Source organism: Rhodoplanes sp. P11, assembly GCF_964266735.1.
In the GTDB taxonomy this organism is placed as follows: domain Bacteria; phylum Pseudomonadota; class Alphaproteobacteria; order Rhizobiales; family Xanthobacteraceae; genus Rhodoplanes; species Rhodoplanes serenus.
This window is the reverse complement of the sequence record NZ_CAXWGY010000018.1, coordinates 120,977-135,490: the sequence shown is the minus strand read 5'-3', so window position 1 is coordinate 135,490 and position 14,514 is coordinate 120,977. Positions and strand designations below refer to the sequence as shown.

Below are 14,514 nucleotides of genomic sequence, written 5' to 3'. Positions count from 1 at the left end.
GGGAGGCTATCATCCCGACGTCAACGTCCTCCGGGAGCTTGCCATGCTTCGTCTCGCCCTCGCCGGGCTCTCGCTCGGCCTTCTGTGCACGTCCGCGCTTGCTCAACCCGCCGCCGCGCCGCCGGCCGCGGCTCCCGCCGCGGGGGCTCCCGCCGCGGGGAGCGCGCCGGCCTCCGCGGCCGCGAAGGCTCCGCTCGTCCTGCGTGACATGGGCTCGTTCCACATCGGCGGGCGCACCGTCGAGGTGACCGGCAAGCCGACCCGCGAGGTGGTGTTCGCGGCCGGCGGCACCCCGGCCAAGATGGACCCGAACGGCCCCTATCAGGTCGAGCAGATGTACGTGCAGTACTTTCTGCCGCAGAACCGCAAGGGCAAGGTTCCCCTGCTGATGTGGCACGGCGGCGGCCTCACCGGCGTCACCTGGGAGACCACGCCCGACGGCCGCGACGGCTGGCTCAACATGTTCGTCCGCAAGGGCTGGGACGTCTACAATTCCGACGCGGTCGAGCGCGGCCGCTCCGGCTTCCCGAGCCCGGATATCTGGCCGAGCTCGCCGATCTTCCTCACCAAGGGCAACCCGTTCGAGCGCTTCCGCATCGGCGCCGGGCCGGGCTCGTGGAGTCCCGATCCGGCCAAGCTGAAGGTGCTGCCCGGCAGCCAGTTTCCGGTCGAGGCCTATGACAGCTTCGTCAAGCAGGGCGTGCCGCGCTGGCTCGACAGCGACGCGCCGATCGTCGCCGCCTACACCGAGCTGGTCCAGAAGGTGTGCCCCTGCGTGATCCTGTTTCACAGCCAGGCCGGCGGCTTCGCGTTCCGCATCGCCCAGGCGCACCCCGACAAGGTGAAGGCGCTGGTGGCGATCGAGCCGGCGGTGCCGGGCGATCCCGCCAAGGCGGCGGCCCTCAAGGACATCCCGATCCTGATGGTGTTCGGCGACTATATCGAGCAGGACTCGCGCTGGCCGGCCATGCGGGGCAAGGACGTCGCCTTCGGCGACGCCGTCAAGGCGGCGGGCGGCAGCGTCGACGTCGTCGACCTGCCGGCGGTCGGCATCAAGGGCAACTCGCACATGCTGATGATGGACAAGAACAACGGCCAGATCGCCGATCTCGTCCACGACTGGCTGGTGAAGAAGGGCCTGGTCGACTGAGGTTCGCGATCGTCGCGGCGGCTCGTTCCCGGTGCGGAGAGCCGCCGCGGCTCGATGCCCGCGGGGTCTCGCCAGGGCGGTGCGAGACCCGCCGCAGGCCGGCCAAGTACTTCTCGTCGTTCGCTGATTTGGAGCGGGCGATGGGAATCGAACCCACGACATACAGCTTGGGAAGCTGTCGTTCTACCACTGAACTACGCCCGCGCGGCCGGCAGATTACCCGGGGCGGGCGGTGCGCCGCAAGAGCCTCCGGCGGGCAGCCGGTCGGTGCCGAACCGCACACCGTCGAGGCGGGCCGGCGCTCGGCCAGGCCGGATGGAACCGATTTGCCTGGCATGTAAAACTCCCATACATTCGCACCAGGCCAGCCGCGCGCAAGGGTTGCCGGCCGGCCACCGGGGGAGCGTTTGACAGCAGCTTCGGCAGGACCGCCGGACAAGGGCGAGATCCCGTCGCGGGCGCCGACGATCCGCAGTCGGCTGGTCGCGCTCGTCCTCTCGACTCTCCTGCCGGTGCTGATCTTCTCCGGGGCGCTGATCGTCCGCCAGGCCCAGCAGGAGCGGGCCGCCCTGGAGCTCCAGGCCGAGGCGGTCGCGGTCGCCGCCGTCCATCTGATCGACGCCCATGTGCGGGCGGTCGAGCCGGTGCTGCGGACCCTGGCCATGCAGGCCCCCCGCATCCAGGAGGAGCGGCCCGCCTTCCAGCAGATCGCCGCTGCGGCGGCGCAGCATCTCGGCAAGAGCGTAGCGCTGCTCGACCGGACCGGCCGGCCGCTGGTGGTCGCCGCCCCGGCCGCGGAGGGCGTCGTCTGGCCGCAGACCATCGACATGGCATCGCTCGCCGCCCTCACGACCGCCGACGGGCTGGTGGTCACCGATCTGCTGCGCGATCCCGCCGGTGGCCGGTCGGTCGCCCTCGTGGCGGTCGCCACCACGGCCGGCGGCGACACCGGGGCGATTCTGGCGGCCGTGGTCGATCCGGCGGCGCTCGGCCATGTGCTGCGCGACGCCGGCCTTCCCGACGACTGGATCGCCGCCGTGGTGGACCGGCAGGGCCTGTTCGTCGCGCGCTCGCACCAGGCCGAGACCCAGGTCGGCCAGCCGGCGCGGCCCGAGCTGGCGGCCGCCGCCAGCGGCCCCGCCCGGCGCGGCCGCTTCGACAACGTCACCTGGGAGGGGGTCAGCCAGCACAACGCCTTCCACCGCTCGGCCGTGACCGGCTGGACCGCCGTGATCGGCATCCCGCACGCGGTGCTGGACGCGCCGGAGCGCCGCGCCGCGGCGGTGCTGGCCACCGGCGCCGTCTTCGCGGCGCTGGCGCTCGTCCTCGCGATGTTCTTCGCCCGCCGCATCGCGGCGCCGATCAGCGCCCTGGAGGGCGCCGCCATGGCGCTCGCCCATGGCGAGCCGCTGCCCGCCGGCGACCGCCGCATCCGCGAGCTGGACGAGGTGTGGCGCGCTTTCGAGGGTGCCGCCGCCATCGTGCGCGCCCGCAACGCCGCCGAGGAGGAGCTGCGCCGCACCACCGCCTTGCTCGCCGCGGTCAGCGCCTCGACGCCGGATCTGATCTACGTGAAGGACCGCGACGGCCGCATGGTGATGGCCAACGAGGCGGCCTTGGCCGTGACCGGCCGCGGCCGCGACGAGGTGCTCGGCCGCACCGAGGCGGAATGGCACCACGACCCCGAGGAGGCGGCCGCCATCATGGCCAACGACCGCGCCGTGATGACGGCCGGTGCCGCCAGCAAGGTGGAGGAGACGTTCACCACGCCGCCCGGCGAGACTCGCGTGTTCCTCTCCACCAAATCGCCGCTGCGCGACGCCGCCGGCACGGTGGTCGGGCTGGTCGGTGTCTCCACCGACATCACCGAGCGCAAGCGGCGCGAGGAGCATGTCGAGCTGCTGATGCACGAGCTGTCTCATCGCACCAAGAACCTGCTCGCGGTGATCCAGGCGCTGGCCCGTCAGCTCATGCGGACCAGCACCGACCCCGCCGACTTCGAGCAGAAGTTCCTGGCCCGCATCCAGGCGCTGGCCCTCGCCCACGATCTCTTGGTGCAACAGCGGTGGCAGGGGGCCCAGCTCGCCGAGGTGATCGGGGCCCAGCTCTATCCGTTCGTCGGTGGCGAGCATGCCCGGGTGACGCTCGACGGTCCGCCGCTGATGCTGCGGCTCGAAGCCGTGCAGAACCTCTCGCTGGTGCTGCACGAGCTGGCCACCAACGCGGCCAAGTACGGGGCGCTGTCGGTGCCGGCCGGCCGAGTCGCGATCACCTGGCGGATCGATGGCGATGCCCTGGTGCTCGATTGGCGCGAGCACGGCGGCCCGCCGGTGCAGAAGCCGGAGCGGCGCGGCTTCGGCCACACCATCATCGAGCGCCTGCTGGCTCAGGGCATGGATGGTTCGGTGGTGCTGAACTTCCCGCCCGACGGCGCCGTCGCCATGCTGCGGGTGCCGGTCGCCCAAATGACGGTGTCGTAGGGGGCGGTGTCGTAATGGCGGTGTCGGCGAGGCGGCGTGAGCGCCGGCCACCTACGGGCGAAAATGCTTCGACAGCTTCAGCCCCTGCGCCTGGTAGTTCGACCCGATGCCCTCGCCGTAGAGCTGATCGGGTTGCGCCAGCATGTGCTCGTAGACGAGCCGCCCGACCGTCTGGCCGTGCTCCAGGATGAACGGCACCTCGTGCGAGCGCACCTCCAGCACGGCGCGCGAGCCGTGGCCGCCGGCCTCGTCGCAGCCGAAGCCGGGATCGAAGAACCCCGCGTAGTGGACGCGGAACTCGCCGACCAGCGGATCGAACGGCACCATCTCGGCGGCGAAGTCGGGCGGCACCGTCACGGCCTGCTTGGAGGCGAGGATGTAGAACTCGTCGGGATCGAGGATCAGGGTGCGGCTGCGGCTCGCCCGCAGCGGCTCCCAGTAATCGGCGACCTCGTAGCGGGCGCGGCGGTCGACGTCGATCAGCCCCGTGTGGCGCTTGGCGCGGTAGCCGACGAGCCCGTCCGGCCCGAAGCCGGCGAGATCGACGCCGACCGCGACCCCTTCGGACAGATCGGCGTCGGGATCGTCGACCAGCCCCTCGCTGGCGTGCAGGCCGATGAGCGCCTCGCCCGCCACCACGGTGCGGCCGCGGTGGAAGCGCATTTGGGACAGCCGCGAGCCCTCGCGCACCAGCACCGGGAAGGTGCGGGGGCTGATCTCCAGATAGAGCGGGCCGTGATAGCCCGGCTCGATGCGGTCGAACGAGCGGGCGCCGTCGGCGATCACCCGGGTGAACACGTCGAGCCGCCCGGTCGAGCTCTTCGGGTTGGCGGCAGCGCCGAGATCGGCCGGCAGCGCCAGGCTCTCCAGCAGCGGCACGATGTAGACGCAGCCGGTCTCCAGCACGGCGCCGTCGCCGAGTGCGATCTCGTGCAGCTTGAGGCTGTCGATGCGCTGCGCCACCGAGGCCCGCGGTCCCGGCAGGAAGCTCGCCCGCACCCGGAAGGCGATCTCGCCGAGCCGCAGGTCGAGGCTGGCCGGCTGGATCTGGTCGTCGGCGAGCGGCACCGCCGTGATGATGCCGCCCGACGAGGTCAGGGCGGCGATCATGCGGTCCGGCAGGATTCCCCGGTCGGTGGGGCCGAAGGCGAGCGGCACGGGCGGCCCTCCTCTCGCGCGCCGCCGCGGAGCGGCGACAAGGCGCGAAAACGCGCGCGTTTCGAGGTCTCTAGCCGATGCCTGCCTTGACGGAAAGGGCGCCGGGCGTTATGAGCCGCCGTTATCCCGTGGTCATTTGAGCCGGCCGGCTTGCCGCCACGTTAAACAAGGTCGCTAAAAGGCCGGGGACGCGCGCGCCCGGCCCGGACCTGTCCGGCCGGGTTTTTTCGTCCCCGCGCCGACCCGAGCGAGGAGGTCCGCGTCCGATGCCGTCCGATCCTGCTCACGATCGTGCCGCCGCCCGCGACTGGCACCCCGAGACCCGGCTGGTCCATGCCGGCACGTTGCGCTCGCCGTTCGGCGAGACCGCCGAGGCATTGTTTCTCACCCAGGGCTTCGCCTATGGCAGCGCCGAGGAGTGCGAGACGCGCTTTGCCGGCCCCGATCCCGGCTTCCTCTACTCGCGCTTCTCCAACCCGACCGTCGCGATGTTCGAGGCCCGCATGGCGGCGCTGGAGGGCGCCGAGGCGGCGCGCGCCACCGCGAGCGGCATGGCGGCGATCACCGCCGCGCTGGTCGGCCCGGTGCGGGCCGGCGACCACGTGGTGGCGGCGCGGGCGCTGTTCGGCTCCTGCCGCTGGGTGATCGAGGACTATCTGCCGCGCTTCGGCGTCGCCTCGACGCTGGTCGACGGCCGCGACCTCGGCGCGTGGCGCGCCGCCATGCGGCCGAATACCAAGGTGCTGTTCCTGGAGAGCCCGTCGAACCCGACCCTGGAGGTGATCGACATCGCGGCGGTGGCGGACATCGCCCATGCGGCCGGGGCCGTGCTCGTCGTCGACAACGTGTTCGCGACGCCGCTGTGGCAGAGCCCGCTGGCGCTCGGCGCCGACTGCGTCGTCTACTCGGCCACCAAGCACATCGACGGCCAGGGCCGTTGCATGGGCGGCGTCATCCTGGCGTCCGAGCAGTTCATCCAGGACCACGTCCACATGCTGCTGCGGCAGACTGGGCCGTGCCTGTCGCCGTTCAACGCCTGGGTGATGCTGAAGGGCCTGGAGACGCTGACGCTCAGGGTCGAGCGCCAGACCGCGACGGCGGCCGCGGTGGCCGACGCGCTCGCCGGCCATCCGAAAATCGCCCGGCTGATCTATCCGGGCCGCGCCGACCACCCGCAGGCCGAGGTCGTGGCGAAGCAGATGCGTGGCGGCTCGACCCTGGTGGCGTTCGAGGTGGCCGGCGGCAAGGCGGCCGCCTTCCGCTTCATGAACGCGCTGCGGCTCGTGACCATCACCAACAATCTCGGCGACGCCAAGAGCCTGGTGACCAGCCCGGCGATCACCACGCACCAGCGGCTGACGGCGGCGGAGCGCGCCGTGCTCGGCATCGGCGACGGGCTGATCCGCTTCTCGGCCGGGCTGGAGCATCCCGACGACGTGATGACGGATCTCCTGTCGGCGCTCGACGCGGTGTGAGGCGGCGGCCCTCCTCGTCGTTCCGGGGCGCGGCACCCGGATCGGCGCTTCGCGCCGTCCGGGCGCAGGCTCTGCCGCGAACCCGGAACCCAGCGGCTGGATTCCGGACAGCCGCTTCGCGGCTTCCGGAATGACTACCAAATGGATCAGCCGGATCGCGCCTCAGTCGCGGCGGAACACGATGGAGGCGAGCCAGCCGGTGACCAGCGCCATCATGGCGGTGACGATGCCGTAGACGAGGCCGTGGTCGACCGCCGCGGTGGCGACGAAACGCTCGAAGCCGACCTTGGTGATCTCGAACGCCGAGGTCGAGCGCGTCACCAGGGCGCCGTCGGCGAACAGCTTGACGTCGACCTCGTAGATGCCGACCGGCGCCTCGGCCGGCACCGGGATCGATGCCTGAAACAGCGTCGGCGACAGCAGCGTCACCGCGGTCGGGTCCTCGACATACAGGCGCCGCTCGGTCTTCAGCCGCAGGAACGCCTGGCGAAACGGGTCGTCGCGCACCACGTCGGCGATGTCGGGGCCGATCTGCTGCGGCAGCACGACGTTGCCCAGGCCGATCTGGAGACGACGCAGCCGCTCCTCCGGCATCACCTGATCGAACGGACGGGTGCCGAGGATGGCCAGATAGGCCGGCACGTCGATGAAGGTGCGTGAATCGACGTTGATCCAGATGCCGAGCATGCGGTCCTTGCGCAGCGTCTTCAGCGTCTGGCGCGGCCCGGTGACGGTGGCGATGACGTCGTAGCCGGCGCGCCGCGGCGCCTCGCCGGCATCGCGCTCCACCGCCCCGAACAGCACCACCTCGGCGCCGGTGAACACCGAGTTGATCAGCACCCGGTGGGTGGACAGCGAGGTGACCAGCCGCTCCGCCGCGGCGGCCGGTCCGCACGACAGACTCCCCAGGATGGCGAGGCAGGCGAGGAGGACGAGACCGCGCCCGGCCGGCGATGCCCTGCCGATGCGGCCGCGGCGGCTCATCGGTCGCCCTCCATCAGGCGGAACGAGAACATCTCGCCGGGAGGCAGGAACAGGTTGACGGCGAAGCGCAGCCCGACCGCGAGCACCAACAGGCCGAGCATCAGCCGCAGCCGCTCGGACCGCATCTTCTGCCCCGCCTGGGCGCCGAACTGCGCCCCGATGACGCCGCCCACCATCAGGATGAGGGCGAGCAGCGCATCGACCAGGTGGTTGGTGGCGGCATGCAGCACCGTGGCGCTCGCCATGGTGACCAGGGTCAGCACCATCGAGGTGCCGATCACCACATTGGTGGGCACCCGCAGGAGATAGATCAGCGCCGGCACCAGGATGAAGCCGCCGCCGATGCCCATGATGGCGCCGAGGAAGCCCATCGACAGGCCGATCGCCCACACCGGGATCACCGACACATAGAGGCGCGACTGCTTGAAGCGCACCTTGAGGGGCAGGCCGTGCAGCCAGGTGTGGCCGCCGGGACGGGCGGCCGGCGCCTGCTTGTCGCGATGCGCCCGCACGATCGCCCGCAGGCTCTCGGCCACCATCAGGCCACCCACCGAGGAGAGCAGGATCACGTAGGACAGCGCGATGACGAGATCGAGTTGGCCGACCGCGCGCAGCACTCCGAACAGCCAGACGCCGAGGGCGGTGCCGATCAGCCCGCCGATCAGCAGCATGAAGGCGAGGGCGAGGTCGAGGGCGCGGCGGCGCCAATAGGTGAGGGCGCCCGAGAACGACGAGGCGGCGATGTGGCTCGACACGGTGGCGACCGCCACCGCCGGCTGCACCCCGATGAAGATCAGGAGCGGCGTCATCAGGAAGCCGCCGCCGATGCCGAACATGCCGGAGATGAAGCCGACCGCGATCCCCATCGCGAAGACGAGGAACACGTTGACCGGCAGGTCGGCGATCGGGAGGTAGATATCCACGGCTCGGGTCCGCGGCCTGGTCCGAGGACACGAGCCGGCTGGTCTGCGGGAACGACGCTGCGACGAGCGAAGCCGTACAGGCTCGCTCCGCCGCCGCAAAGCGGAATCTCGCCCGCCCCGATGACCGCCGGCTCGGCAGCCAAACGGGCTCTCAGAGCCGCGCGGCCTGCTCGAACGGCACGCGGGTCTTGGGCTTCGGCCGGCTGCCCGGACCCACCACCGCGTCCTCCCACCCGCCGGGCGGCGGCGCCACCGTGACGGCCTCCTCGGGCGCCACCAGCGGCACGAAGCTCTGCGCCGCCAGCCGCGCCGCCGTCAGGCTCTGCTGATCGAGCCGCTGGGCGATGTCGTCGCGCTTGCGCACCGCGTCCTTGTCGCCCCGCTGGGCCGCGATCGCGAACCACTTGTAGGCCTCGGCCAGGTTCTGCTCGACCCCGATGCCGCGGGCATGGAGGATCGCCAGATTGTACTGGCTGTCGGCGACGCCGTGGCGGGCGGCCCGCTGGAACCACTGCGCCGCGGCGGCGAAGTCGGGCTTGCCGTCGATGCCCTCGGCGTAGAGCACCGCGATGTTGTGCATGGCGTTGGCGTTGCCGCGGTCGGCGGCGGCCTGGTACCAGCGCCGTGCCTCGGCGAGGTCCTTCTTCACGCCCTGCCCCTTCTCGTAGAGGCTGCCGAGCCGGAACTGGGCGGGCGCCAGGCCCGCCTCGGCGGCGCGCAGGAACCACGGCAGCGCCGCCGCGAGGTCGGCGGCGACGCCGCGGCCCTCGGCGTAGCGCATGGCGATCTCGTAGGCGGCGGCCGGGTTGCGGGCCGCGATCCCGGCGGCGAGCGGCTTGGTGGCCAGGGCGGCCGGCAGGCTGTCGGGCCACGCCTCTCCGGATGCTGCGGCAGGGGCCGGCGCGAGCGGCACGGCGGCGGGCGGCGCCCCGGGGCGGGCCGGCGCCGTGGTCGGTGCGGCGGCGAGCGGGGTGGCGGGCGCGACGCCGCGGCCCGACGGCAGCGCGCCGGTGATCTCGGCCGCGCTCTGAGGGGCGGCGCCCGGAGGCGCGGCGGCGGTCGCGGCCGGTGCGGTGACCGCCGGCGTGCCGGTGGCCGGAACGGTGGCCGGGGCCGCCACGACGGGCGGCGGCGTGGCCGGCGGCTGCGTCGCAGGCGGCGCCAGCAGCGAGGTCTCGTCCTTCAGCTTGGGCAGGTGCCGGTCGATCAGCGCCTTGGCGGTCGGCGACGCGGCGGAGAGCGCGCGGGCCGCGGCGGCGAGATCGGACGGCGGCACCAGATCGGCGACCGTGGTGCCGGCCCGGCTCTTGGCGTCGGGGGCGGCGGCGACCGGCGCGGACGACGGCGGGACCGACGAGGGCGCCGCGGTGATCACCGCGGCCGGGCGGTCGGCGTCCGGATCGAGCGAGCGCAGGCCGATCGGCACCAGCGCGAGGGCGATCACCAGCACGCTGGAGGTGACGAACAGCGCCTTGATGCGGTCGCTGAGCCGACGGATGCCGGCTCCGGCACCGGAGCCGGTCTCGGCGGTGGCGGGCGACGGGCTCACCTGCTCGCTCGCCGCCTGGGCGGCGCGGCGGGCCGCCAGGATGAAGTTCGGCTTGGCACCCGCGGTCGCCGGCGACTCGGGCGTCGGCCCGAGCGCCGCCTGCGAGGCGGCGATGCGGTCGGCGGCGCTGCGGCCACGATACCAGGGCGGCCCCGAGCCGGGCTCGATCGGCGCGTCCGGCGGCAGCCCGCCGTCCTCGGTCTCGGTCGACGACAGGGCGGCCGGCTCCGGGGCGGGGCGCCGCGGCGGGCCGATCGGGATCGCGAGGCCGGTGCCGCGTGCCGAGGAGGGGCCGGGCAAGGAGGTGGCCGTGGGCGCGGCCGCTGCGAAGGGCGGCGGCTCGGCCGCCGCCTCGACCGCGGCCGTCGGCGCCGTCGGTGTCGGAGTTGCCGAGACGGAGGCGGAGGACCGCGCCGGACCGGCGCGCAGGTCGCTCTCGATGGCGGCGAGGCGGTCGGCCATGCGGTCGAGGGTGCCGTGCGCGGCTTCCAGCGAGGCGCGGGTGCGGCGGTCGGCGTCGTCCTGGCTCTGCCGCAGGCTCTCGACGTCGCGGGCGAGCGCCGCCAGCGCCGGGTCGGGCTGCGGCGGCGCCGTGCGGGCGGCCTGCAACGCCTCGACATGGGCCAGCAGCTCGGCCATGCCGCGCTCCAGCGCCGGCAGCATCTCCAGCCGCTGCTCGGACTGCTCGATCTTCTGCACCAGCTGGGCGACCCGCTGCTCCAGCGGGGCGAGGCCCGGATGATCGAGCGCCGAGCGCTCGATGCTGTCGAGTTTGTCGGCGAGCAGGCGGATGCGGTCCTCGACCTTGGCGACGGCGGCGGGATCGAGACCGCTGGCTTGCAGGCGGTCGAGCTTGTCGTCGACCAAGCCGATGCGCTCCTCGATCGGGGCGAGCGCCTGGGCGGCGCGGGCGTCGGCCATCAGGTCGAAGCGCTCCAGGCGGTCGACCAGCGAGGCCATCAGCGGTTCCAGCGTCGGCGGCTGCGCCGGCGCGGCGGTCGCGTCGTCGGTCGTCGGAGCGGCGAGCGCGATCCGCTCGGCGCTGCGGGCCAGGGCGGCTTCGGCGGCCTCGGCCGCCTGGGCGGCGGCCCCGGCGGCCTGGACGGCCGCATCGGCGGCCGCCCGTGTGACGGTCTGGGCGGCGCTGTGCTCGGCGCTCTGGGCCGCCAGCGTCTCGGCGATGCCGCTGATCTGGCGCTCCAGATTGGCGATGGCATCGGCGGCCGGCGTCGCCGGTGCCAGCGGCGCGTGGTCGATGCGCTCCGACAGGACGCGGACCTCGGCCACCAGCGCGGTCAGCGCGTCGCCGGACGCGACCGTCGTGACGATGCCGCGCAGCGTCTCGACCGCGCCCTGGAGCTGATGCAGCACGGCCGGGTCGAGCCCCTCGGCCGAGATCTGATCGATCTTGTGGAACAGCGTATTGACTGAGCCGGCGAGCTCGCCGGGCGCGAGCCCGCGCAGCGCGTCGCGCACCTCGGCGAGGCCCTGCTCGATGGGCGCCAGCGCGGCCGGATCGAAGGCGGCCGCCCGGCTCTGGTCGAGCCGCGCCGACAGCGCCCGCACCTCGGCCTCCAGCGCCTCGAAGGCGTGCCGCGGCACCAGGTCGTGGACGGCGCGGCCGATCTGACGCAGCTCCTGGCGCAGCTCGCCGGCGAGCTCGGCGGCGCGGCAGGGCGAGCGCAGCGTCTCGATCTGGGCCGTGATGGCGCGAAGCTGATCCTCCAGCCGCGACAGGTCGACGGCCGGCGGCGCGGCGGCCGGCGTCAGCACCGGCGCGAACATGCTGGGCTCGGCCGGCATGCCGTCCTCGTCGAGCGCCCGCTGGCGCGCCGCGATCTCGGCGACGGCCCGCTCCAGCGGGCTCTTGCCGTCGATGGTGCCGGAGCCGGCCGCCGGGCCGGAATCGAGGGTGGTGCGGACCAGCCGCTCGAGCTGGCGGGTGATGCCTTCGAAGCGATTGCACAGGGCGACGAGATCGCGATCCGGCACCGGGCGCCGCAGTGATGCGGCCAGCGCGTCGGGGCCTGTCGCCGATGCGGGCGCGTCGGCGCGGATCTCGGTGGCGCGGATCTCGGTGGCGCGCAGCTCGGTGGCGCGCAGCTCGGCGTCGCTCGGCTCCGACGTGGTCGGGCCGGAGGCCGCCGTGTCGGTGGCGATCGTGTCGGACTCGGCCGGGCGTGCGCCGGGCACCGCGGCACCGAGCCAGCGACGGAACGCCGAGCCCGATCGGTGCGCCGCGTCCGGAGCCGTGTCGCGCGCGTCGCGCCGACCCCCTTTGACGTACCCTGGCGCGCCTGTCATGTGGTTACCCGGCTTTACGCATCGAACCGAGCCGCGGACGGATGCGCCGGAGCCGGGATCGTTAAGGAACGATGCCATCGGGGCGGTGTCAGCGACGCTCGTCCCGACTTTCGACGCGGCACGGTAAAGAAGCGGTTAAGCCGGGCCTACCGGACGGTGATTTCGGTGTGGTGCGGCAACGCCGCCATGGTGTGATCGGTGTGTCGCGCCCGTGTGTCGCGCGCCGACGGTATGTACGGACGACGAGGTGATCATGAGTGGCGATGGGCCGGCCATCGGGCTGACGGGGCGTGCGGCGCTGACGGTCGAGGATCGGCACACCGCCGCGGCGGTCGGCAGCGGCGGCGTCGCGGCGCTCGCGACGCCCGTGATGGTGACGCTGATGGAGGCGGCGGCGGTGGACGCCCTGGCGGGCGCGCTGCCGGAAGGCCGGCAGAGCGTCGGCGTGAAGCTCGACGTCGATCACCGCGCCGCCACGCCGGTCGGCTTGCGGGTCGAAGCCGAGGCCACGCTCGTCGCGGTCGCCGGACGTACCCTGACGTTCCGTGTCGTCGCCCGCGACGCCGTCGAGATCGTCGGCGAGGGCACCCATGTGCGCGCCGTGATCGACGCCGCCCGCTTCGACGAGCGTCTCGCCGCCAAGGCGGCCGCAGGCGGCTGAGTGGCGGCACGCCGCTGGGCGGGCGCGGGCGCGGGCGCCGGCGCGAGGTGCTGGCCGTGCGGCTCAGTCGCCGCCGCGCCGGAACACGTCACGCAGGGTGCGTCCCTGGTCGCCGAGCGTGGTGCGGGTGTCGGCGACCGACTCGAAGAAGCGTGCCAGCGCCTGCGAGCGGCGCAGCACCAGATAGGTCATCAGCGTGATGCCGGCCAGCACCGTCGAGAAGATGGCGAGCTTGGTCAGGCTCGGCTCCTCGGCGTGAGCAAACAGGTTCATGCCGAGGAAGCCGGTCGTCACCGTGCCGAGAATGCTCATCATGGTGACCACCGTCAGCCGCACGATGGTGGTCGACTGACGGCGCAGCATGTCGGAGTCGAGATAGGTGCTCATGTCGGAGATCTGCGCCCGCACGTCGGCGTAGAGCCGTTCGAGCGCCAGATGATCGGCCCAGCGGTGGAACAGGTCGCGCGCCATCGCCTGGTCGGACAATTCCGAGAACCAGTAGCGGTGGGTGAAGCGCAGGAAGATCTCCTGGGTCTGCCGGATGTCGCGCCGGAAGCTGCGCACCGTCGCCGGATCGTCGATGTCGAGCCGGGTGATCATGCTCATCAGCCGTTCGGACAGCATCAGCAGCGCGGCGCGGTGGAAATGGGCGACCAGGCCGAGCATGAAGATCTGGTGGCGGAACTGCGCCAGGAAGCCGCGCTCGGCATCGGTGAAGACGGGATGGCGGGCGTCGCCCACCACCACGAAGGTGTGCCCCGTGCAGGTGATCCGCGTGTCGCACCAGTCGCCACCGCGGCCGGGATCGTGATAGCGGTCGTAGGCGTATTTCTGATCGAAGTCGGCGAGGAAGCGGGCCGCGTAGGGCAGCCCCGGCCGCCGGTCCGGCAGCACCCCGAGGGTGAGGCGGACGAGGTCCGACTGGCTCATCCGGCCGGGATCGTCGACCGCGAGATACACCATCGACGGCATCCGGTAGTATTCGAGCGGCCGGTAGCGCAGCGGCCCCGGCGGATCGGCGTGATTGATCCGCAGCGGCCGTAGCAGGAAGTCCCAGTGCGCCGCCACCGTCGGGGCGATGTTGCGGCACACCGAGGCGGTGAACTTGGGGCGGTCGTCGTAATCGGAGACGGCCAGCACGGCGCCGTCGGCAGCGAGCCATTCGACGCGGGCCGGGCAGTTCTCGGCCTCGCCGGTGTCGCTCCAGCCGGACGGATAGGCGCGGGCGAAGCGGTAGACGAACTCCTGCGCGACGGCGAGCGGCAGGTCCTCGCCGCCGAGCTCGAACACCAGCACGACGACGTCGACGTCGTAGAAGAAGTAGAGATCCGCGTGGGCGACGGCGAGCTCGATCGGCGCCGTGCCGCGGCGCAGCCAGGTGCGCACGCGGCGGATGTCGTCGCGGCGGTAGATGCGGATCGGTGAGTCACCGTAGCTGGTGCGGCCGCTGCGCGAGGCGCGTTCGCCGTAGAGAAAGCGTTGCGCCCGCGGCAGGAAGCCGACGAACTCGCGGTAGTGACGTTCCTGGAAGCCCGCCGGATCGACCGGAAACTCGTCTTTCAGCTCGGCCCACGGGCGGCCGACCAAGGGATCGTCGATCTCGGTCAAGAGCTCCCAGTGGTTCTGGATCTGGGCGCCTTCCTTGAGCGGCATGAGCTGGAGCGGCCAGGTGACGATCTGGCGGAACTGCCGCACCACCAGGCCGGGCGCCGCTTCGGGCGCCGGACCGGATGCAACGCGCGCCGTGGTCGCCGCATCGTGACTGGATGCATCGTGGCCGGACATCCTGTGGCCTGCTGCCGTCTCGACGGTCGTCATGCCCCCTCCACT

The 14,514-nt window shown here is 72.7% G+C and carries 9 protein-coding genes, 1 tRNA gene and 1 riboswitch; of the genes, 4 read left to right on the top strand and 6 right to left on the bottom strand.

The window, feature by feature from the left end; all coding sequences use genetic code 11:
• Positions 1–43 precede the first annotated feature (43 nt).
• The gene (locus ACFQUV_RS17415) at positions 44–1,150 is read left to right on the top strand and encodes an esterase (RefSeq protein WP_207211457.1); all 1,107 of its coding nucleotides are present in this window, start codon (positions 44–46) and stop codon (positions 1,148–1,150) included.
• A 129-nt stretch (positions 1,151–1,279) separates the two neighbouring features.
• Here the strand turns inward: ACFQUV_RS17415 and ACFQUV_RS17410 are convergent.
• Positions 1,280–1,354: transfer RNA gene (locus tag ACFQUV_RS17410), tRNA-Gly, on the bottom strand.
• A gap of 203 nt (positions 1,355–1,557) precedes the next feature.
• On the opposite strand from ACFQUV_RS17410, the gene ACFQUV_RS17405 reads away from it, so the two are divergent.
• A complete protein-coding gene (locus ACFQUV_RS17405) occupies positions 1,558–3,630 on the top strand; it encodes a sensor histidine kinase (protein WP_129608950.1) in 2,073 nt (690 codons plus the stop codon).
• A gap of 51 nt (positions 3,631–3,681) precedes the next feature.
• Here ACFQUV_RS17405 and ACFQUV_RS17400 read toward each other — a convergent pair whose 3' ends face one another.
• Positions 3,682–4,788, bottom strand: a complete 1,107-nt coding sequence (locus tag ACFQUV_RS17400; protein ID WP_111387822.1) for a 2'-deoxycytidine 5'-triphosphate deaminase — start codon at positions 4,786–4,788, stop codon at positions 3,682–3,684.
• Between the two features lie 118 nt (positions 4,789–4,906).
• Positions 4,907–4,986: riboswitch (SAM riboswitch) on the top strand.
• Between the two features lie 68 nt (positions 4,987–5,054).
• Here ACFQUV_RS17400 and ACFQUV_RS17395 point away from each other — a divergent pair.
• Positions 5,055–6,263 carry an O-succinylhomoserine sulfhydrylase gene (locus ACFQUV_RS17395; protein ID WP_129608949.1) on the top strand — a complete coding sequence of 403 codons (1,209 nt, stop codon included), beginning with the start codon at positions 5,055–5,057 and terminating at the stop codon, positions 6,261–6,263.
• 162 nt (positions 6,264–6,425) lie between these two features.
• On the opposite strand, the gene ACFQUV_RS17390 is transcribed toward ACFQUV_RS17395, so the two are convergent.
• The 3 genes from ACFQUV_RS17390 to ACFQUV_RS17380 all read right to left on the bottom strand — a co-directional run bounded on the left by ACFQUV_RS17390 (position 6,426) and on the right by ACFQUV_RS17380 (position 11,912).
• Positions 6,426–7,247 carry a TIGR02186 family protein gene (locus tag ACFQUV_RS17390; protein WP_129608948.1) on the bottom strand — a complete coding sequence of 274 codons (822 nt, stop codon included), beginning with the start codon at positions 7,245–7,247 and terminating at the stop codon, positions 6,426–6,428.
• Positions 7,244–8,170: a sulfite exporter TauE/SafE family protein gene (locus ACFQUV_RS17385; protein WP_111387830.1), complete on the bottom strand. Its 927-nt coding sequence runs from the start codon at positions 8,168–8,170 to the stop codon at positions 7,244–7,246. Before ACFQUV_RS17385 ends, ACFQUV_RS17390 begins: the two co-directional genes overlap by 4 nt.
• A 151-nt stretch (positions 8,171–8,321) precedes the next feature.
• Positions 8,322–11,912, bottom strand: coding sequence for an SEL1-like repeat protein (locus tag ACFQUV_RS17380; protein ID WP_129608947.1), 3,591 nt, complete (start codon positions 11,910–11,912; stop codon positions 8,322–8,324).
• A 364-nt stretch (positions 11,913–12,276) separates the two neighbouring features.
• Here ACFQUV_RS17380 and ACFQUV_RS17375 point away from each other — a divergent pair, with 364 nt between their 5' ends.
• A complete protein-coding gene (locus ACFQUV_RS17375) occupies positions 12,277–12,684 on the top strand; it encodes a thioesterase family protein (protein WP_111385745.1) in 408 nt (135 codons plus the stop codon).
• Between the two features lie 63 nt (positions 12,685–12,747).
• On the opposite strand, the gene ACFQUV_RS17370 is transcribed toward ACFQUV_RS17375, so the two are convergent.
• On the bottom strand, positions 12,748–14,502 hold the full coding sequence (locus ACFQUV_RS17370) for a CorA family divalent cation transporter (RefSeq protein WP_207211456.1): 1,755 nt from the start codon (positions 14,500–14,502) through the stop codon (positions 12,748–12,750).
• Between the last annotated feature and the right edge of the window lie 12 nt (positions 14,503–14,514).